Source organism: Streptomyces sp. SA15, assembly GCF_002291145.1.
Lineage (GTDB): Bacteria > Actinomycetota > Actinomycetes > Streptomycetales > Streptomycetaceae > Streptomyces.
Genome location: NZ_NTGE01000160.1, coordinates 35,005 through 54,067, shown reverse-complemented (window position 1 = coordinate 54,067; position 19,063 = coordinate 35,005). Strand labels below are relative to the sequence as shown.

Here is a 19,063-nt window from a genome sequence, read left to right as displayed (position 1 = left end):
GACGACGAAACCCCGGGCGGCGGTTTCCGCCCGGGGTCACGATTTCCCCAAGCGGGCTCAGCCGGCCGCCTCTTCCTCTTCGTCGCTCTCGTCGACTTCTTCGTCGTCCTCGTCGACATCATCCTCGTCGAGGTCCCAGTCCGGCGAATCCGGGTCGTAGTCGATCTGCTCGCTGCTCCAGGAGGCCTGCGCGAGTTCGACCCCCGGCACCCCGCTGACCAGGTCGAACGGGTCCACGAGATACGCGAGGGCCTCCGCGGTGTCTTCCGTCACAGCGCTCTCGGCGTGTACCCGCTCCTCGGCCGGCATGTCGGCGTCCTTCGCGATCCGCCCCAGCGCGGCCCCGGTGACGGCGCCGGCGTCGTCGACTTCGAGGACGAGTTCCACGCGAAGTCGTACAAAACGTGATGTCTCTGCAGTGCTCATGCCCGGAGCGTACGGCCCATCGCTCCCGTGACTTTCCCGTGACCCGCGCCTTTCACTAACATCGCCCCACACGGCCAATTCGCCAGCGCCACAAGGGGATCGATATTCCGTGTCATCCGCTCGCCGTCCGTTGCTGACCGCCACCGCCGCGGGGACCCTGTTGGGTGCCCTGTGGTTCGTCCCCTCCGCGAACGCGTCGGCGGACCACCCGGCCAGAACGGATTCCTCTGCGACCCCGACGTCGCAGGTCACGACCCAGGCGCGGGCCGCGTCCACGAGTACGTCCAGCACGTCCGGTACGACCGCCGAGGGCACCCAACTCGCCGACACGGGCAGCTTCGACACCACCCCGTACGTCGTCGGCGGCACCCTCTGCCTCACTCTGGGCGCCGGGTTCGTCGTGTACTCGGTTCGCCGGGAACGTCTCGGTTTTTGAACTCGCTTGACGTGATCTTCAGGAAACCTTCATAGTCCGCCCATGAAGAGATCATCGGGCGCGCGCATGAGCGCCACGGCTGCCGTGAGCGTTCTGTCGCTCGCCCTCATAACGGGCTGTTCCGGCGACGGGTCGGACGGCTCCAAGGACTCCGCGAACTCCGGGTCCTCCTCCTCACCCGCCGCCGCCGCGAAGGCGTACAGCGCGGCGGAGCTGGAGAAGCTGCTGCTCGCCGAGGGCGAGGTCGAGGGCTACAAGGTCACCTCCGGTGACGACACCCTGCCCGCTTCCAAGAGCGTGCTGAAGGTCGACAAGGCGGAGTGCGAGCCCGTCGCCCACTCCATGGCGGCGCTCCCGCCGGGGGACACGGACGCGCAGGCGAGCAACAGCGTCATCCAGGCGGCTCCGTCGGACTCCGCCTCCACCTCCCTGGAGGACCTGGCCGAGGGCGACTTCAGCGAGGCGTTCAACCTCGCCGCGACCTACGTGGGCCTGTCCTCCTACGAGGGCGACGGCGCGGAGAAGGCCTTCAAGGCCGTCTCCGACGGGGTCACGGCCTGCTCCGGCGGGTTCGGCTTCAGCGCCGAGGGCACGGACACGAAGATCACCAAGATCGCCCCCGAGAAGGCCTCGGGCGCCGGTGACGAGTCCGTCGCGTTCGCCGCCGAATCCGCGATGGACGGCGACGGGACGGGCATCTTCCACACCGAGGTGGTGCGTCACGGCAGCACCATCGCCACGTACTACACGGTGAACCTCGCCCTGGTCACCTCCGGCAAGGCCTACGACGTCCCGGCGGCCGTGATCGACGCGCAGGCGGCCAAGCTCAAGTGATCCCACGGGCCTTGCCGGTCGGCAGACCGGCAAGGCCCGTTCTGCTCACTGCAACGGCCCGGTGACCGTCTCCGCCGCCGCGACCAGCCGCCCGGCACGCACGAACGCGTCCGCGGCGGCGAGGTCGGGCGCCAGGAACCGGTCCGGTCCCGGGCCCTCCACCCCCGCCTCCCGTACGGCGTCGATGACGGCCCGGGACGCCGGCGCCGGAGACAGCCCCTCACGCAGCTCGACGGCGCGCGTGGCGGCGTACAGCTCGATGGCGATGACGCGCGTGAGGTCGTCGACGGCCGTGCGCAGCTTGCGCGCCGCCGACCAGCCCATGGACACGTGGTCCTCCTGCATGGCGGAGGACGGGATGGAGTCCGCCGACGCCGGTACGGCGAGCCGCTTCATCTCGCTCACCAGCGCGGCCTGCGTGTACTGGGCGATCATCAGCCCGGAGTCCACGCCGGCGTCGTCGGCGAGGAACGGCGGCAGACCGTGACTGCGGTTCTTGTCGAGCAGCCGGTCGGTGCGGCGCTCGGCGATGGAGGCGAGGTCGGCGGCGGCGATGGCGAGGAAGTCGAGGACATAGCCGACCGGGGCGCCGTGGAAGTTGCCGTTGGACTCGACGCGTCCGTCGGGCAGGACGACCGGGTTGTCGACGGCGGAGGCGAGCTCGCGCTCGGCGACGAGGCGAGCGTGCGCCATGGTGTCGCGTCCTGCTCCCGCGACCTGCGGGGCGCAGCGCACGGAGTAGGCGTCCTGGACGCGGGGCGCGTCGTCCTGGTGATGCCCGGTCAGGCCCGAACCCTTCAGTACGGCCAGCATGTTGGCGGCGCTGGCGCCCTGCCCGGGGTGCGGGCGGATGGCGTGCAGCTCGGGGGCGAGGACCTTGTCGGTGCCGAGGAGAGCCTCCAGCGACAGGGCCGCCGTCACGTCGGCCGACTTGTACAGCGTCTCCAGGTCGGCGAGGGCCATGACCAGCATGCCGAGCATGCCGTCGGTGCCGTTGAGGAGGGCGAGGCCTTCCTTCTCGCGCAGTGCGACGGGCTGGATCCCGTGCTCGGCGAGGAGTTCACCGGCCGGCCGTACGGACCCGTCGGGTCCCTCGGCGTCCCCCTCCCCCATGAGCGTCAGGGCGCAGTGGGACAGCGGGGCCAGGTCGCCGGAGCAGCCGAGGGAGCCGTACTCGTGGACGACCGGGGTGATGCCGGCGTTGAGTACGTCGGCCATGGTCCGCGCGACCTCGGGGCGGACGCCGGTGTGCCCGGAGCAGACGGTCTTCAGCCGCAGGAACATCAGCGCGCGGACCACCTCACGCTCGACCCGCGGTCCCATCCCGGCGGCGTGCGAGCGGACGATGTTGCGCTGCAACCGGGCCCGCAGCTCCTGGCTGATGTGCCGGGTCGCCAGGGCGCCGAAGCCGGTGCTCACGCCGTAGACGGGGTCGGGCTTGGCGGCCAGCGCGTCCACGATCTCGCGGGCCGCGGTCAGGGCGGCGACCGCCTCCTCGGAGAGCTCGACCCGGGCGCCGGCGCGCGCCACGGCGAGAACGTCGGACGCGGTCACGCCGGACGTCCCCACCACCACAGTGTGCATATCCATATTCAGGAGCGTACGCAGTGAATTCGAGGATGTCACCAGTGGGGGGCGGGTTTACCCCTTACCGATGGGGCGATGGGGCGATGGGTCATCCTTCAGTGACGTCCCCTTCAGTGACGTCCGCGGAAGCGGCGGCGCTCGGCGGTCGGCTCGGCCGAGGGTTCGTCGGCCATCCGTACGACGGGATCGTCGGGGCCCTCGCGCCCGGCGACGACCGGCCGGGTGGACCCTTCGGCCTTGGCCCGGTACTGGGCGGCGTCGGCGAGCCGGAACAGCCGGCGGGCGGAGTGCACCGGGCCGATGGGATCCGCGGTGGACGCGATCCCGCAGGCGACCCCTTCCCCCAGCTCCAACTCGGCCGCCCGGCGGCAGAGTTCGTCGGCCGCCTTGACGACCTCGTCGGCCGGCGGCCCGACCGCGAGCAGACAGAACTCGTCGCCGCCGAGGCGGGCGGCGAGGGCGCCGGGCAGCATGGCGCCGCAGAGGGAGAGGACGGATCCGAAGCGTTCGAGGAGCCGGTCGCCTACGGCGTGCCCGTGGGTGTCGTTGACGCGCTTGAGTCCGTTGAGGTCGCAGACGACGAGACTGACGACGACGCCTTCCTTGCGGTGCCGCTCGACGGCCCGGTCCAGGCGTGCGTCGACGGCGCGGCGGTTGGCGAGGCCGGTGAGCGCGTCGGTGAACGCCAGTCGGCGGACCTCCTCCAGCCGCTCGGTCTGGGCGATGCCGGCGGCGACTACGGCGGCCAGGACGGTGGCGAAGTCGGCGTCGGCGCGGTCGAAGACGGGGGCGCCGACCGGGCGGGCGACGTACAGCTCCCCCCAGGCGCGTCCGTGCAGCACGATCGGGGCGACTACGCAGGAGCCGCGGCCTCTCCTGCGGAGGGCGGCGACGCGTTGGTGGACGTAACCGGGACGGCGTCCGGCCGCCGGGCCCTGAGCCGTCTCCACCCAGGCGTTGGGCTCGCCGCCGCCGGCCCACCGCTCGTGCAGGAACTCGGTGATCTCGGCGAACTGGTGCACCGGGTAGGCCTCGTCGTCCGGGAACTCCTCCTCGCCCTCGGCCCGCTCGCCCACGTTGACGAGGACCTTGAGCCGTCCGAGCTCCCGCTCCCACACGGACAGCGCGGCGAAACTCCCCCCGAGCGCACGGCACGCCCCGTTGGCGGCGGCCCACCACGCCTCTCGCGAGCAACGGGCTGCCGCCATGCCTTGAGCCAACGCCACCACGGCGGCGAGCCGAGTGTCCTCACCCATCACTCCAGGCTAGGGAGGATTGGGGCGAACCGGTCACTTGATGCGGCGCTGGGGTGATCGCCGACGGCACGCGACGCCGACGCGGCCGGCGCTGGGAGCAACCGACGCCGTCAGCCTGCGGGCAGCCGCGCCACTGGGGGCTGCGCCACCAGTCCCCCGGACCTATGCCCACCCACCACCCGACTCGGTCGGCCAAGAGGTGACCCACCTCGCAAGCGATCGTGCCGCGTTAGCTGCGGGCAACCGTCCCGCCCAGCTGCGGGCATTCGTGCCGCCCAGCTGCGGGCATTCGTCCCTCCCAGCGGGGGCATTCGTGCCGCCTAGGGCGGCTCCCGACCCAAAGAGAGGCGGCACCCCGCAAGCGCCGGGCTGCGCGACCCACCCCCGCCAGCCCCCACCCCGGGCAACCGGACAGAAGGCGGCACGCAGTCAACCGGTCCAGCCCACGCCGAGCACCCTCCAAGCGCGCGCCCCTACTACTCCCCCGGCCACCGCGGCGTCCGCTTTTCGTTGAACGCCGCCACCCCCTCCGCCCGATCCCCCGAAAACGCCACCGCCCGCCAAGCCGCGTCCTCCACCTCCAACCCGGCCCGCAGATCCAACCCCTGCCCCAACCGCAACGCCCGCTTGGCCGCCCGCAGCCCAACCGGCGAGTTCCCCGCGATCCGCCCCGCCAGCGCCAACGCCTCCTCCCGGTCCCGCCCCTCCTCCACCACCTGATCCACCAGCCCCAACTCCCCCGCCTCCACAGCCTCCACCCGCCGCGCGGTAAAGATCAGCTCGGCCGCCCGAGCCGCCCCCACCCGCCGCGGCAGCAACTGCGTACCACCGCCACCCGGAATCACCCCCACCGACACCTCCGGCAACCCCACCACCGCCGTACGATCCGCCACGATCAGGTCACAAGCGAGCGCCAGCTCGAACCCACCCCCCAGCGTGAACCCGTGCACCGCCGCGATCGTCGGCACCGGCAGATCCAGCACCCCGGTGTACGCCCCCCGCGCCACCGGCCGCTGCCGCACCAGCTCGGCATCGCTCAAGGAGTTGCGCTCCTTCAGGTCGGCCCCGACACAGAAGGCCCGCTCATGCGTGGAGGTCACCACGACCACCCGCACGCTCCTGTCCCCGCCCAGCCCCGTACAGGCCGCCGCGATGGACCGCGCCATCTCCGTGGAGACGGCGTTCATGGCCTTGGGCCGATCGAGGACCAGCTCCGCGACGTGCCCGGCACCCCCGTCCCCGTGTCGCCGTACCAGCACGAACTCCCCGAACCGCTCCTCGCCCATGACACGCTCCTTGTTAACGTGGGTTAACAACACTCGCCTCGATCATATCGACGCCGAGACCCCGTTCGAGTGACATACCGCCCGACTCCCATCCCACCGCCCACGAGAGCGCATAACGTGCGTCCGCCACGGCGTACAGGGGGCGTGAGCGCATCGGGGAGGGGTCGAGGGACATGACGACGGACACGCAGAAGCGGCCGGAGAGAGCGACCACGCAGGCCAGGACGCCCGCACAGCCCGAGCCGTACGACCCCGGAACCCGTGTCCGGAGCCCCCGCGGCCGTCACCGCAAACCCCGCCCCCGCAAGATGCTGCTCGCCGCCGGCGGCCTGGCCGTGGCGGCCGGGGTACTGAGCCTCGTACGACTGACGCCCGACCCGAACGTCCATAGCCTCGGCACCGCGGAGACCGAACCCAGCCCGGACACGGACACCGGCACGGACCGCCCCACCAACACCGCCGCCACCGCGGGAAGCACCCCCGAGGTGAGCCCGTCGGCGACCGCACCGGTGAGGGGCGCGCCGGGCGCGACACCGCACCCGGGCCGGTCCCTGGCCCACACGCCTTACGCGACCGCCGCCCCGGGAGTGCCCGCAGCCGTCCCCACAACCATCCCCGTCGCCCCGAACCCGACCGACCACACCACTGGCCCCACCACCGCACCCCGGCCACCGGCCTCGAAGCCCACCACCCCACGCCCCACACCGACCCCGCCCCCGAGCCGCATCACGCCACCCCCGGCCCCACAACCGGACCAGCCGAACGACCCCGACCGGCCCGACCTGTGCGTACCGATCATCAACGTGTGCGTGGACCCACCGACCACCCGGCACAACTGACGAGACAACCGACGAAAGGCAGCTGCCCGGCGGCTACGCCCTGCCGTCCCGCCGCGTCAACAGCCACGGTTCGACCACGCCCAGCCCACGCACCGGCCGCTGCCACATCGGCTGGAGCCCGAAGCGGTACGTCGGCGGCTCCTCGCCCTCCTTCTCGGCGGCGGCCACGGCCTCGGCCGCCTCCGCCTCCGAGGCGGGCGCCTCCTCGGTACGGATCAGCTCCTCCGCGAAGGCGGTGTCGACGAGGACGGCGTCGCGCGGGGCTATCGACGTCAGGCGGGAGGCGAGGTTCACGGTCGTACCGAAGACATCGCCCATTCGAGTGGTCACCGTGCCGAACGCGATGCCTACGCGCAGCTCCGGCATGGTCTCGTCGTTCGCCATGGTCTCGATGAGGCGCAGCGCGATCTCGGCGGCCACGCCCGCGTCGTCGGCCGCGTACAGCACCTCGTCGCCGAGCGTCTTGATGAGCCGTCCGCCGCGCGCGGCGACCAGGTCGGCGGCGGTGGTCTCGAAGGCCTCGACGAGTTCGCCGAGCTCCTCCTCCTCCATACGGCGGGTCAGGCGCGTGAACCCGACGAGGTCGGCGAAGCCGACGGCGAGGCGCCGGTCGACCATCTCCTCGTCGTCGGCGGTCTGGACGACCCGGCCGGCCGAGGCGGCGAGCTGGCGCCGCCAGACGTAGACGAGGAACTCCTCCAGCTCGGGCAGGAGCAGCTCGATGATCGGGTACGTCACCTCGGTGCGGGTCATGCCCGGTTCCGGGGGCTCGGTCAGCCCCTCCAGGAAGGAGTCGATCTGCCATTCGGCCAGGCGGGCGGTGGTCTGCCCCGTGGACCGCGCCACCTGCACGGCCATGGCCTCGCTCAGCAGCCCCGCCTCGACGAGACCGGAGAGCCGGCGCAGTGCGAGGACGTCGGCTTCGGTGAGCGCCTTGGCCTGGCCGATGTCGGCGAAGCCCATGGCCCGCCAGAAGCGGGTGGCCAGCTCCACGGAGACGCCCGCGCTACGGGCCGCCTGGAAGGGGGTGTAGCGCCGCTCGGCGCCGAGGATGAGCTGCTCGATGCGCAGGGCGAGAGGGTCCTCGCCATGGTCCTCGCCGGGGTCGGCGGCGTGGGGGTCCCCCCGCTCGAGCGAACTCGAGAGTGGGGGAGGCTCCTCCCGGCCGTCCGCGTCCGCGCCGGAGCCCGTGTCGTCGACGGTCACGCCTGCTGCCCTTCCGATCTGTCACGGTCAGGTATCGACCGGCCTCAACTCTACGGCAGGTGTGCGGTAGCTCACTCCGCGAGTGGTCCGACGATACGGTGGTCATCCCGCGCGCAAGTGCACGATGTCCCCCGCTCCCACCGGCTCCTGTACCCCTTCCTCCGTCGCGATCACGAGTCGTCCGTCACCGTCGATCGCCACCGCCTCCCCGACGACCGACCGGTCCCCGGGCAGCTCGGCCCGCACCACCCGCCCGAGGGTCGCGCACCCGGCGGCATACGTCTCCTGCAAGCCACTCGCCGCCGGGTCGCCCCCGGCGGCCCGCCAGCGCGCGTACCAGTCCTCCAGCGACCGCAGCACCCCCCGCAGCAACGGGTCCCGGTCCGTGTTCGCCGCCCCGGCCAGCGCCAGCGACCCCGCCTGCGGCACCGGCAGCTCCTCCGCCCGCAGCGTGACGTTGACGCCGACCCCGACGACGACCCCGTCGTCCCCGGCCCGCTCCGCCAGGATCCCCCCGGCCTTGCGTTCCTCTCCGCCCACGGTCACCAGCAGGTCGTTCGGCCACTTGAGTGCCGTATCCACACCCGCCGCCCGCGACAGCCCCGTCGCCACCGCCACCCCGGTCAGCAGCGGCAGCCAGCCCCAGCGGGCCACCGGGATCTCGGTGGGCTTGAGCAGGACGGAGAAGAAGAGGCCTGAACGGGCCGGTGCCGTCCACTGCCGGTCAAGACGACCCTTGCCTGCGGTCTGCTCCTCGGCGACGAGGACGGCCCCCTCCTCCGCACCGCCCTTGGCGGCCAGTGCCACCAGGTCGGAGTTCGTGGAGCCGGTGCGCTGCACGACCTCGATATCGCAATAGAGCCCGCCGTGCCCGCCGTCCCGTACCAGGCCCCGCCGCAACGCGGCAGCATTGAGCGGCGGACGGTCCAGATTGGACCAACGGCTGTCGTCTGATGCATCTCGCGGCGTCATGCAAGCCAGACTAGGTGTGGTAAACGCCGCACTGCCGATTGGTGGACCCCCCACTACTCTACGGATGAGTAACCGTCCCCCCTTTTGAGCAGGCAGGGAGCCCCATCCCGATGTCCGAGCCGGAAGAGCGTCACAAGATCGACATTCACACGACCGCGGGCAAGCTGGCGGATCTCCAGCTCCGTATCGAGGAGGCGACGCACGCCGGCTCCGCACGCGCCGTCGAGAAGCAGCACGCCAAGGGCAAGCTGACGGCCCGTGAGCGGATCGAACTGTTGCTCGACGAAGGCTCCTTCGTGGAGCTCGACGAGTTCGCGCGGCACCGGTCGACCAACTTCGGGCTGGACCAGAACCGCCCGTACGGGGACGGGGTCGTGACCGGGTACGGGACGGTCGACGGCCGCCCCGTCGCCGTGTTCTCCCAGGACTTCACCGTGTTCGGGGGCGCCCTCGGCGAGGTCTACGGCCAGAAGATCGTCAAGGTGATGGACTTCGCGCTCAAGACCGGCTGCCCGGTCATCGGCATCAACGACTCCGGCGGTGCCCGCATCCAGGAGGGCGTCGCCTCCCTCGGCGCCTACGGCGAGATCTTCCGCCGCAACACCCACGCCTCCGGCGTGATCCCGCAGATCAGCCTGGTCGTCGGGCCCTGCGCGGGCGGCGCGGTCTACTCCCCCGCGATCACCGACTTCACCGTCATGGTCGACCAGACCTCGCACATGTTCATCACCGGCCCGGACGTCATCAAGACGGTCACCGGCGAGGACGTCGGTTTCGAGGAGCTGGGCGGCGCCCGCACCCACAACTCCGCCTCCGGCGTGGCACACCACATGGCCGGCGACGAGAAGGACGCCATCGAGTACGTCAAGCAGCTGCTGTCGTACCTGCCGTCCAACAACCTCAGCGAAGCCCCGGCCTTCCCCGAGGAGGCGGACCTCGCCCTCACCGACGAGGACCGCGAGCTGGACGTGCTGGTCCCGGACAGCGCGAACCAGCCGTACGACATGCACACGGTGATCGAGCACATCCTGGACGACGCCGAGTTCTTCGAGACGCAGCCGCTGTTCGCGCCGAACATCGTCACCGGGTTCGGCCGGGTCGAGGGCCACCCGGTCGGCATCGTCGCGAACCAGCCGATGCAGTTCGCCGGCTGCCTCGACATCAAGGCCAGCGAGAAGGCGGCCCGCTTCGTACGCACCTGCGACGCCTTCAACGTCCCGGTCATCACCTTCGTGGACGTCCCCGGCTTCCTGCCCGGCGTCGACCAGGAGCACGACGGCATCATCCGCCGCGGCGCCAAGCTGATCTACGCCTACGCGGAAGCGACGGTCCCGCTGATCACGGTGATCACACGGAAGGCCTTCGGCGGCGCCTACGACGTCATGGGCTCCAAGCACCTGGGCGCCGACCTCAACCTGGCCTGGCCCACCGCCCAGATCGCCGTGATGGGCGCCCAGGGCGCGGTCAACATCCTGCACCGCCGGACCATCGCCGAGGCGGAGGCCTCCGGAGACGGTGAGGCGACCCGGGCGCGGCTCATCCAGGAGTACGAGGACGCCCTCCTCAACCCGTACGTCGCGGCCGAGCGCGGCTACATCGACGCGGTGATCATGCCGTCCGAAACGCGCCGTCATGTCGTACGGGGCCTGCGTCAACTGCGAACCAAACGGGAATCCCTGCCCCCGAAGAAGCACGGCAACATCCCCCTCTAGCCACCCCGATCAGCCCCACCCCGATTAGCCCCACCCCGATTGATTGGGAGCCGTCATGACGATCAAGGTCGTAAGGGGCAACCCGACCCCGGAGGAGCTCGCCGCCGCCCTGGCGGTGGTCCGCGCCCGCGCCGCGGCGGCACCCGAGCCGCCCGGCGCGCCCACCGCCCGGGACGCCTGGTCGGATCCGTCCCGCATCGCGGCCCACCGACTGCCGCAGCCGGGCCCGGCATCCTGGAGCCGCACCTACTGGCCCGGGTAGGAAGTTGAGTACGCGTACTCAGGCGCCCCGCGCGAAACCACCGCACGCTCGAAAGCATGCTGTGGTCCGACCCCGACGACGAGCCGCCGAAGGAACTGCGCGACACGCAGGAGATGCTTCGGCGGCTGGGCGTTTTCATGGCGCTCGCCATGGTGATCGCGATGATCGTGATCGGCGTCAGATGATCGGGCTCGGCGACGGATGAAGGTCGCCGATACGCTGACCGTATGACTGATCAGCCGCGCCGCCGACTCGTCCTCGCCTCCCAGTCTCCCGCCCGGCTCGGCCTGCTGCGGCAGGCCGGACTCGACCCCGAGGTGATCGTGAGCGGCGTCGACGAGGACGCCGTCACCGCGCCGACCCCCGCCGACCTGGCCCTCGCCCTGGCCGAGGCGAAGGCGTCCGTGGTGGCGGCCAAGCCCGAGGTCAAGGGCGCTCTGGTGATCGGCTGCGACTCGGTCCTCGAACTGGACGGCGAGGCGCTGGGCAAGCCCGCCGACGCCGAGGAGGCCACGGCCCGGTGGAAGTCCATGCGCGGCCGCGCCGGCACGCTCCAGACCGGCCACTGCGTCTACGACACGATCAGCGGCCGGTACGCGTCCGCCACCGCCTCCACCGTCGTCCGCTTCGGCGATCCGACCGACGAGGAGATCGCCGCGTACGTCGCCTCGGGCGAACCTCTCTACGTCGCCGGGGCGTTCACGCTCGACGGCCGCTCGGCCCCGTTCATCGAGGGCATCGACGGCGACCACGGCAACGTGATCGGCATCAGCCTGCCCCTCGTCCGTCGACTGCTGGCGGAACTGGGCGTCGGCATCACGGAGTTGTGGGCGCCGGCGGAGGGGTGAGCGGCGAGCCGCCGTCGCCCTTGGTGCCGTCCGGCGCGGCGTCGGCGGGCTCCGGCCCGCCCTGGCCGTCGTACGTCATCAGCAGCAGCACGATCAGGGCGAGCACGACCATCATGAACAGGAACTGCGGCCAGCCCATCAGCCCCCACGCGAACGCTCCCAGCAGCCCGTGCACCACGGCCGCGCTGATCAGCAGGATGCGGCCGAGACCGGCGGGGCGGCGGCCGCGCACGGCGACCAGGAGCGCGACCAGGCCGCACAGGGCGAAGTAGAGGCCGAAGACGATCCCGCCGATCTTCGACGACGTGGACATCACATGCGGGTCGAGGCCGGCCAGAGACATGTCCTGCCGGTCGACGACGGTCCCGAGGATCCAGTTGAGCAAGGCGATGCCGAGCGCCTCGGCGAAGAGCACGACCGCCACGACCCACGCCACCGGTCTGCGCACCACCGGTCCCCACCCACTTCCAGAGCTTTTTCAGAGCCACCCGAGCAAGACTGCGGTTACCCGCAGTACGTTCGATACATCGTGAACGCTACTCACGGGTAAACCCGAGGACAAGAGTCCGGCGGAGGGCAAAGAATCATTGGGCCATTCGTAGGGACTCCACAAAGAAACAGAGTGGGCCGCAGCACGCCACCACAGAGACCTTGACCACACAGGAGGGCTAGGGTTTCCCGGAGGAGTCCTGCGTACCGAGGTGCGACAAGGGATTTCGCGGGTAGAGCAAGCCTCGCATCACGCTCCGTGTGGGCAAGCTCACCAATGGGGACGGGTCGAAGTGTCGTGTCGGCAGTCCCTAAACTCGGCTTGTTTCAAGGAGGGAGCCTCAATCGTGCGCAAGGTGCTCATCGCCAACCGTGGCGAAATCGCTGTCCGCGTTGCCCGGGCCTGCCGGGACGCCGGGATCGCGAGCGTGGCCGTCTACGCCGACCCGGACCGGGACGCTCTGCATGTCCGCGCCGCGGATGAGGCGTTCGCCCTGGGTGGTGACACCCCGGCGACCAGCTACCTGGACATGGCGAAGGTGCTGGGCGCCGCGCGCGAATCCGGCGCGGACGCCATCCATCCCGGCTACGGCTTCCTCTCCGAGAACGCCGACTTCGCCCAGGCCGTCCTGGACGCGGGCCTGATCTGGATCGGCCCGCCGCCGCAGGCCATCCGCGACCTCGGCGACAAGGTCGCCGCCCGCCACATCGCCCAGCGCGCCGGCGCCCCCCTGGTCGCCGGCACACCCGACCCGGTCAGCGGCGCCGACGAGGTCGTCACCTTCGCCCAGGAGCACGGCCTGCCCATCGCGATCAAGGCGGCCTTCGGCGGCGGCGGGCGCGGTCTGAAGGTCGCCCGCACCCTGGACGAGGTGCCCGAGCTGTACGACTCCGCCGTGCGCGAGGCCGTCGCCGCGTTCGGGCGGGGCGAGTGCTTCGTCGAGCGCTACCTCGACAAGCCCCGGCACGTGGAGACGCAGTGCCTGGCCGACACCCACGGCAACGTGGTCGTCGTATCGACCCGTGACTGCTCGCTGCAGCGCCGCCACCAGAAGCTGGTCGAGGAGGCCCCGGCGCCCTTCCTCTCCCCCGAGCAGAACGCCCAGCTGTACACGGCGTCGAAGGCCATCCTCAAGGAGGCCGGCTACGTCGGTGCGGGCACCGTGGAGTTCCTCGTCGGTGCCGACGGCACGATCTCCTTCCTGGAGGTCAACACCCGCCTGCAGGTCGAGCACCCGGTCACCGAGGAGGTCACCGGCATCGACCTGGTCCGCGAGATGTTCCGCATCGCCGACGGCGAAGCGCTCGGCTACGACGACCCGGTCCTGCGCGGGCACTCCTTCGAGTTCCGCATCAACGGCGAGGACCCCGGCCGTAACTTCCTCCCCGCCCCCGGCACGGTCACCACGTTCGCCCCGCCGGCCGGCCCCGGCGTCCGCCTGGACGCCGGCGTCGAGTCCGGCTCGGTCATCGGCCCGGCCTGGGACTCCCTGCTGGCCAAGCTGATCGTCTCCGGCGCCACCCGGCAGCAGGCGCTCCAGCGCGCGGCCCGTGCCCTGGCCGAGTTCCAGGTCGAGGGCATGGCCACGGCCATCCCGTTCCACCGCGCGGTCGTCGCGGACGCGGCCTTCGCTCCGGAAGTCCATGGCCAGGACGGCCCGTTCACGGTCCACACCCGCTGGATCGAGACCGAGTTCGTCAACGAGATCAAGCCCTTCACCGCCCCCGCCGACGTGGACACGGACGAGGAGCCGGGCCGCGAGACGGTCGTCGTCGAGGTCGGCGGCAAGCGCCTCGAGGTCTCCCTCCCGGTCTCGCTCGGCATGTCGCTGGCCCGCACCGGGCTCGCGGCGGGCGCCAAGCCCAAGCGCCGCGCGGCGAAGAAGTCCGGCCCCGCCGCCTCCGGCGACACCCTCGCCTCCCCGATGCAGGGCACCATCGTCAAGGTCGCCGTCGAGGAGGGCCAGGAGGTCCAGGAGGGTGACCTGGTCGTCGTACTCGAGGCGATGAAGATGGAACAGCCGCTGAACGCGCACAAGTCCGGCACCATCAAGGGCCTGTCCGCCGAGGTCGGCGCCTCCCTCACCTCCGGCGCCGCCATCTGCGAGATCAAGGACTGACCACCGCTTCTACGGCATCACGAGGCGCCCGGCGGACTGACGACAGCTTCAGTCCGCCGGGCGCCTCGTTTCCATCCCCTGTGCCGATGGCCCGATCCAGCGCCGATCGACTGCCCCGCGGTCTCCTCGAACCTCGGCGGCCCAGCTCAACGCCGCCGCAGGTCCGCGACCCTGGCCCGCTCGGCTCCCGGTACCTGCTCGCCGAGCACGGTGGCCGTCCGCAACCCCGGCGCGGCGCCCGGCACCTGACCGCGGCGCGGGCTCGGCAGGGGCACGTCCCGGCGCTGTTGCCGGCGCGCCGGGACCTCGTCACCCCCCGGGTTCCCGGTCGCCCCGGCCACGGCGATCTGCACCCCCTGGTCGGCGAGGGCCTGGAGCTCGGTGGCGGCGCGGTCGTCGTGGGCGGGCGGGTCGTCCGTCACCAGACGGGTGATGAGATCGGTCGGCACCGTCTGGAACATGGTGTCCGTGCCCAGCTTGGTGTGGTCGGCGAGGACGACGACCTCGGCGGCCGCCTGTACCAGCGCACGGTCGACGGACGCGGACAGCATGTTGGACGTGGACAGCCCGCGCTCGGCGGTCAGCCCGCTCCCGGAGAGGAAGGCCCGGGAGACCCTGAGCCCCTGAAGGGACTGCTCGGCACCACTCCCGACGAGGGCGTAGTTCGAACCGCGGAGCGTACCGCCGGTCATCACGACTTCCACACGGTTGGCATGGGCCAACGCCTGGGCCACCAACAGCGAGTTGGTGACGACGGTCAGCCCAGGCACCCGCGCGAGCCGACGAGCCAGCTCCTGCGTGGTGGTTCCCGCCCCGACCACGATGGCCTCGCCCTCTTCGACGAAGCTGGCGGCGAGATCGGCGATGGCCGTCTTCTCGGCGGTCGCGAGATGTGATTTCTGCGGAAAGCCGGACTCCCGCGTAAACCCGCCCGGCAATACCGCACCGCCATGCCGGCGGTCGAGGAGTCCTTCTGCCTCCAGCGCGCGCACGTCCCGCCGTACGGTCACTTCGGAGGTCTGGACGACGCGGGCGAGCTCACGGAGCGACACGGCCCCGTTCGCTCGCACCATTTCGAGGATCAATTGGCGACGTTCTGCAGCGAACACGAAACTGACAGTAACCCCAACGACCGTCTGGTTTCAGCAGTTTGCGCCGAATAACAGAAGTTGTTCGCACACGAGGGCGGGAAGTGGTATAGGGCCTAACCCAGCCGCCTATGCCGCACGCATGCTCGACAACTCCCCGTGACCAGCGGGGAATCGCTTTCGGTCGTCAGCCGCCATCCTCGGTCTTACGGGTATGCAGCTGCCGCGCCACCTCCGCGATCGACCCCGAAAGGGAGGGGTAAACGGTGAACGCGTTCGCGATCTGTTCGACTGTCAGATTGTTGTCGACGGCGATCGAGATGGGATGGATCAGTTCCGAGGCGCGTGGCGCCACGACCACACCGCCCACCACGATCCCCGTGCCCGGCCGGCAGAAGATCTTGACGAAGCCGTCCCGGATGCCCTGCATCTTGGCGCGCGGGTTGCGCAGCAGCGGCAGCTTCACGACCCGGGCGTCGATCTTGCCGCCGTCGACGTCGGCCTGGCTGTACCCGACCGTGGCGATCTCCGGATCGGTGAAGACGTTCGACGACACGGTCTTCAGATTCAGCGGGTTCACCGCGTCACCCAGGAAGTGGTACATGGCGATACGTCCCTGCATCGCCGCCACCGAAGCGAGCGCGAAGATCCCGGTCACGTCACCGGCGGCGTACACACCGGGGGCCGTGGTCCTCGACACCTTGTCGGTCCAGATGTGCCCGGACTCCCGCAGCCGGACGCCGGCCTCCTCCAGCCCCATGCCCTCGGTGTTGGGAATGGCGCCGACGGCCATCAGACAGTGCGAGCCGGTGATGACCCGCCCGTCCGCCAGCGTGACCTCGACCCGGTCCCCGGCCCGCTTGGCCGACTGCGCCCGCGAGCGCGCCAGAACATTCATGCCGCGCCGCCGGAAGACGTCCTCCAGCACGGCCGCGGCGTCCGGGTCCTCCCCCGGCAGCACGCGATCCCGCGACGACACCAGCGTGACCTTCGACCCGAGCGCCTGATAGGCCCCGGCGAACTCGGCACCGGTGACACCGGACCCGACCACGATGAGCTCCTCGGGCAGCTCGGTCAGGTCGTACACCTGGGTCCAGTTCAGAATCCGCTCGCCGTCGGGCTGCGCGTCGGGAAGCTCACGGGGATGCCCACCGGTGGCGATCAGCACGGCATCCGCGACGAGGGTCTCCTCACTCCCGTCCGCGGCCCGCACGACCACCTTCCGCGACCCGTCGAGCGCCTGCATGCCCTCCAGCCGCCCGCGCCCCCGCAGCACACGAGCCCCGGCCCGCGTCACGGAAGCCGTGATGTCGTGCGACTGAGCCAGCGCAAGCCGCTTGACCCTTCGATTCACCTTCCCGAGATCGACCCCCACCACCCGGGCGGCCTGCTCCATGGGCGGCGTGTCGTCGGCGACGATGATCCCCAGTTCCTCGTACGACGAATCGAAGGTGGTCATCACCTCGGCCGTAGCGATAAGGGTCTTCGACGGCACGCAGTCGGTCAGCACCGACGCCCCGCCCAGACCGTCGCAGTCGACGACGGTCACCTCCGCGCCGAGCTGCGCGGCCACCAGCGCCGCTTCATAGCCGCCGGGTCCGCCACCGATGATCACGATCCGAGTCACGTACTCCATTGTCCCGCACGCCACCAAACGCCATTCCCCCGGGGCCCCGCCCGCCCCGGCACGGATACACACGCGACTGCTGAGACACCCGAGATCCCTGCCGTACCCTCGACGCATGTCGCTCTACGCCGCGTACGCCGGCAACCTCGACGCGCGGCTGATGACCCGCCGCGCACCGCACTCACCACTGCGTGCGACAGGCTGGCTCAACGGCTGGCGGCTGACCTTCGGCGGCGAGCACATGGGCTGGGAGGGTGCCGTGGCCACGATCGTCGAGGACCCCATGGCCCAGGTCTTCGTGGCGCTCTACGACATCGCGCCCCTGGACGAGGACTCCATGGACCGCTGGGAGGGCGCGGGACTGGACATCTACCGCCGCATGCGGGTCCACGTCCACACCCTCGAGGGCCAGGAACAGGCCTGGACGTACGTCCTCAACGGCTACGAGGGGGGCCTGCCGTCGGCCCGTTATCTCGGGGAGATCGCCGATGCCGCCGAGTCGGCGGGGGCACCACACGATTACGTGATGGAGCTGCGGAAGCGACCCTGCTGACAGCGGTCCCGCTCCTAGACTTGGGCGATCGACGCACCGCCGGGAGATCGCATGGCCCCCACCACGTATGACGTCTACTACACGGTCCAGGCCGCTCAGGCCCGCGACCGGCTCGACGACCGGCAGCGCACCACGTTCGACAAGGGCATCGCCATGCTGGCCCGCGACCCCTTCGTGTCGGTGTCGCGGCCCATAAGCTCCACCGGGGACGACCGTACGATCCGACTCACGCAGAACGTCCTCGTTGAGTACACAGTCAGCCGCGGCCGACTGCTGATCTTCATTGTCGAGGTCTTCAACGACAAGGACGTCCTCATCCCGGACGAGTGACCGGCGTCGCCGCGCTTGTCGTTGGAAACGACGAGACAACGATCCCCATCTGGTGAGCTCCCTCATCTACGCGCGTAGGCCTCGACCGGCTACCCTCGTGCCGTGAACGCATCTCTTCTTCCGGACGACATCCAGGGCGACCCCCACGCCGCCGCTGACGCCGCCGCCGCTCGCCTGCGCGAACTGACGGGCGCCGAGACCCACGACGTCGCCCTCGTGATGGGCTCCGGCTGGGCACCGGCCGTGGACGCGCTGGGCGTCCCCGACGCCGAGCTCCAGGTCACCGAGCTGCCCGGCTTCCCGCCCCCCGCGGTCGAGGGGCACGGAGGCAAGATCCGCTCGTACACCATCGGCGACAAGCGGGCCCTGGTCTTCCTGGGCCGCACGCACTACTACGAGGGCCGCGGGGTCGCCGCGGTCGCCCACGGCGTCCGCACGGCCGTCGCCGCCGGCAGCAAGACGATCATCCTCACCAACGGCTGCGGCGGCCTGCGCGAGGGCATGCGCCCCGGCCAGCCGGTCCTGATCAGCGACCACATCAACCTGACGGCGGCCTCCCCGATCATCGGCGCCAACTTCGTCGACCTCACCGACCTCTACTCCCCGCGCCTGCGCGCCCTGTGCAAGGAGGTCGACCCCACCCTGGAGGAGGGCGTCTACGCCCAGTTCCCCGGCCCGCACTACGAGACGCCGGCCGAGATCCGCATGGCCCGCGTCATCGGCGCGGACCTGGTGGGCATGTCGACGGTCCTGGAGGCGATCGCCGCGCGTGAGGCGGGTGCCGAGGTGCTGGGTATCTCCCTGGTGACCAACCTTGCCGCGGGCATGACGGGCGAGCCCCTGAACCACGAGGAGGTCCTCCAGGCGGGGCGCGACAGCGCGACGCGGATGGGGTCGCTGTTGGCGCAGGTGTTGGGGCGGTTGTAAGCGGCGCTACGAGGTGCCGCCCTCTGTGGGTCGGGAGCCGCCCCAGCGGCACGACTGCCCGCAGCTGGGCGGGCCCGCAGCCGCGTACGGCGGCAAGGGGACGTGTCGGGGGGTGTCCGCCCGCAGCGGTTGGCGCGTCAACACGGGCACGCTGGTAGGTGACCGATTCCGCGCCGTTCCGAGGACGGACACCCCCGGCGCGGCCCCGACCCACCCCACAACGCAACGCGCTACGCGCACCCCGCACAGGCCGCCGCAGGCATCG

20 protein-coding genes are annotated in these 19,063 nt (G+C 71.0%); 11 read left to right on the top strand and 9 right to left on the bottom strand.

What is annotated here, in order from left to right; translation table 11 throughout:
• Nucleotides 1–57: 57 nt before the first annotated feature.
• The gene (locus tag CLM62_RS35525; RefSeq protein ID WP_257004271.1) at nucleotides 58–426 is read right to left on the bottom strand and encodes a hypothetical protein; all 369 of its coding nucleotides are present in this window, start codon (nucleotides 424–426) and stop codon (nucleotides 58–60) included.
• Nucleotides 427–535: 109 nt separating this feature from the next.
• Between CLM62_RS35525 and CLM62_RS35520 the strand changes: the two genes are divergently transcribed.
• Nucleotides 536–862: a hypothetical protein gene (locus tag CLM62_RS35520; protein WP_095754017.1), complete on the top strand. Its 327-nt coding sequence runs from the start codon at nucleotides 536–538 to the stop codon at nucleotides 860–862.
• Nucleotides 863–904: 42 nt separating this feature from the next.
• Nucleotides 905–1,696, top strand: a complete 792-nt coding sequence (locus tag CLM62_RS35515; RefSeq protein ID WP_095754003.1) for a hypothetical protein — start codon at nucleotides 905–907, stop codon at nucleotides 1,694–1,696.
• 45 nt (nucleotides 1,697–1,741) lie between these two features.
• Here the strand turns inward: CLM62_RS35515 and hutH are convergent, their stop codons facing one another.
• From hutH to CLM62_RS35500, 3 genes are all read right to left on the bottom strand, one after another.
• The gene (gene hutH / locus CLM62_RS35510; protein WP_095754002.1) at nucleotides 1,742–3,280 is read right to left on the bottom strand and encodes a histidine ammonia-lyase; all 1,539 of its coding nucleotides are present in this window, start codon (nucleotides 3,278–3,280) and stop codon (nucleotides 1,742–1,744) included.
• Between the two features lie 113 nt (nucleotides 3,281–3,393).
• Entirely contained in the window at nucleotides 3,394–4,539 is a 1,146-nt protein-coding gene (locus tag CLM62_RS35505; protein ID WP_095754001.1) for a GGDEF domain-containing protein, read from the bottom strand.
• Nucleotides 4,540–5,015: 476 nt separating this feature from the next.
• Nucleotides 5,016–5,825 (bottom strand): enoyl-CoA hydratase/isomerase family protein, encoded by an 810-nt coding sequence (locus CLM62_RS35500; protein WP_095754000.1) that lies wholly within the window; start codon nucleotides 5,823–5,825, stop codon nucleotides 5,016–5,018.
• A 173-nt stretch (nucleotides 5,826–5,998) separates the two neighbouring features.
• Here CLM62_RS35500 and CLM62_RS35495 point away from each other — a divergent pair, with 173 nt between their 5' ends.
• Nucleotides 5,999–6,664, top strand: coding sequence for a hypothetical protein (locus CLM62_RS35495; RefSeq protein WP_179382372.1), 666 nt, complete (start codon nucleotides 5,999–6,001; stop codon nucleotides 6,662–6,664).
• Nucleotides 6,665–6,697: 33 nt separating this feature from the next.
• Here CLM62_RS35495 and CLM62_RS35490 read toward each other — a convergent pair whose 3' ends face one another.
• Nucleotides 6,698–7,870, bottom strand: coding sequence for an adenylate/guanylate cyclase domain-containing protein (locus CLM62_RS35490; RefSeq protein ID WP_095753999.1), 1,173 nt, complete (start codon nucleotides 7,868–7,870; stop codon nucleotides 6,698–6,700).
• 102 nt (nucleotides 7,871–7,972) lie between these two features.
• Entirely contained in the window at nucleotides 7,973–8,842 is an 870-nt protein-coding gene (locus tag CLM62_RS35485; RefSeq protein WP_095753998.1) for a biotin--[acetyl-CoA-carboxylase] ligase, read from the bottom strand.
• A 110-nt stretch (nucleotides 8,843–8,952) separates the two neighbouring features.
• On the opposite strand from CLM62_RS35485, the gene CLM62_RS35480 reads away from it, so the two are divergent.
• The 4 genes from CLM62_RS35480 to CLM62_RS35465 are packed head-to-tail and all read left to right on the top strand — an operon-like array spanning nucleotide 8,953 to nucleotide 11,664.
• A complete protein-coding gene (locus CLM62_RS35480; RefSeq protein WP_095753997.1) occupies nucleotides 8,953–10,554 on the top strand; it encodes an acyl-CoA carboxylase subunit beta in 1,602 nt (533 codons plus the stop codon).
• 55 nt (nucleotides 10,555–10,609) lie between these two features.
• The gene (locus CLM62_RS35475; protein ID WP_095753996.1) at nucleotides 10,610–10,816 is read left to right on the top strand and encodes an acyl-CoA carboxylase subunit epsilon; all 207 of its coding nucleotides are present in this window, start codon (nucleotides 10,610–10,612) and stop codon (nucleotides 10,814–10,816) included.
• 56 nt (nucleotides 10,817–10,872) lie between these two features.
• Nucleotides 10,873–11,001 (top strand): morphogenic membrane protein MmpB, encoded by a 129-nt coding sequence (gene mmpB / locus CLM62_RS52205; RefSeq protein WP_095753995.1) that lies wholly within the window; start codon nucleotides 10,873–10,875, stop codon nucleotides 10,999–11,001.
• Between the two features lie 42 nt (nucleotides 11,002–11,043).
• Nucleotides 11,044–11,664 carry a nucleoside triphosphate pyrophosphatase gene (locus tag CLM62_RS35465; protein ID WP_095753994.1) on the top strand — a complete coding sequence of 207 codons (621 nt, stop codon included), beginning with the start codon at nucleotides 11,044–11,046 and terminating at the stop codon, nucleotides 11,662–11,664.
• Here the strand turns inward: CLM62_RS35465 and CLM62_RS35460 are convergent.
• Nucleotides 11,633–12,115 (bottom strand): hypothetical protein, encoded by a 483-nt coding sequence (locus CLM62_RS35460; RefSeq protein ID WP_095753993.1) that lies wholly within the window; start codon nucleotides 12,113–12,115, stop codon nucleotides 11,633–11,635. The genes CLM62_RS35465 and CLM62_RS35460 overlap by 32 nt on opposite strands.
• A gap of 385 nt (nucleotides 12,116–12,500) precedes the next feature.
• Between CLM62_RS35460 and CLM62_RS35455 the strand changes: the two genes are divergently transcribed.
• Nucleotides 12,501–14,273 carry a biotin carboxylase N-terminal domain-containing protein gene (locus tag CLM62_RS35455; RefSeq protein WP_095753992.1) on the top strand — a complete coding sequence of 591 codons (1,773 nt, stop codon included), beginning with the start codon at nucleotides 12,501–12,503 and terminating at the stop codon, nucleotides 14,271–14,273.
• A 146-nt stretch (nucleotides 14,274–14,419) separates the two neighbouring features.
• On the opposite strand, the gene CLM62_RS35450 is transcribed toward CLM62_RS35455, so the two are convergent.
• Both CLM62_RS35450 and CLM62_RS35445 read right to left on the bottom strand, forming a co-directional pair.
• Nucleotides 14,420–15,382, bottom strand: a complete 963-nt coding sequence (locus tag CLM62_RS35450) for a DeoR/GlpR family DNA-binding transcription regulator (protein ID WP_095753991.1) — start codon at nucleotides 15,380–15,382, stop codon at nucleotides 14,420–14,422.
• A gap of 166 nt (nucleotides 15,383–15,548) precedes the next feature.
• Nucleotides 15,549–17,105, bottom strand: coding sequence for an NAD(P)H-quinone dehydrogenase (locus CLM62_RS35445; RefSeq protein ID WP_257004270.1), 1,557 nt, complete (start codon nucleotides 17,103–17,105; stop codon nucleotides 15,549–15,551).
• On the opposite strand from CLM62_RS35445, the gene CLM62_RS35440 reads away from it, so the two are divergent.
• The 3 genes from CLM62_RS35440 to CLM62_RS35430 all read left to right on the top strand — a co-directional run bounded on the left by CLM62_RS35440 (nucleotide 17,104) and on the right by CLM62_RS35430 (nucleotide 18,798).
• Nucleotides 17,104–17,541: a gamma-glutamylcyclotransferase gene (locus CLM62_RS35440; RefSeq protein ID WP_095753989.1), complete on the top strand. Its 438-nt coding sequence runs from the start codon at nucleotides 17,104–17,106 to the stop codon at nucleotides 17,539–17,541. The genes CLM62_RS35445 and CLM62_RS35440 overlap by 2 nt on opposite strands.
• Nucleotides 17,542–17,592: 51 nt before the next feature.
• Nucleotides 17,593–17,871, top strand: a complete 279-nt coding sequence (locus CLM62_RS35435; protein WP_095753988.1) for a hypothetical protein — start codon at nucleotides 17,593–17,595, stop codon at nucleotides 17,869–17,871.
• A gap of 102 nt (nucleotides 17,872–17,973) precedes the next feature.
• Complete coding sequence (locus tag CLM62_RS35430; protein WP_095753987.1) at nucleotides 17,974–18,798, top strand: purine-nucleoside phosphorylase; 825 nt, start codon at nucleotides 17,974–17,976, stop codon at nucleotides 18,796–18,798.
• Nucleotides 18,799–19,063 lie beyond the last annotated feature (265 nt).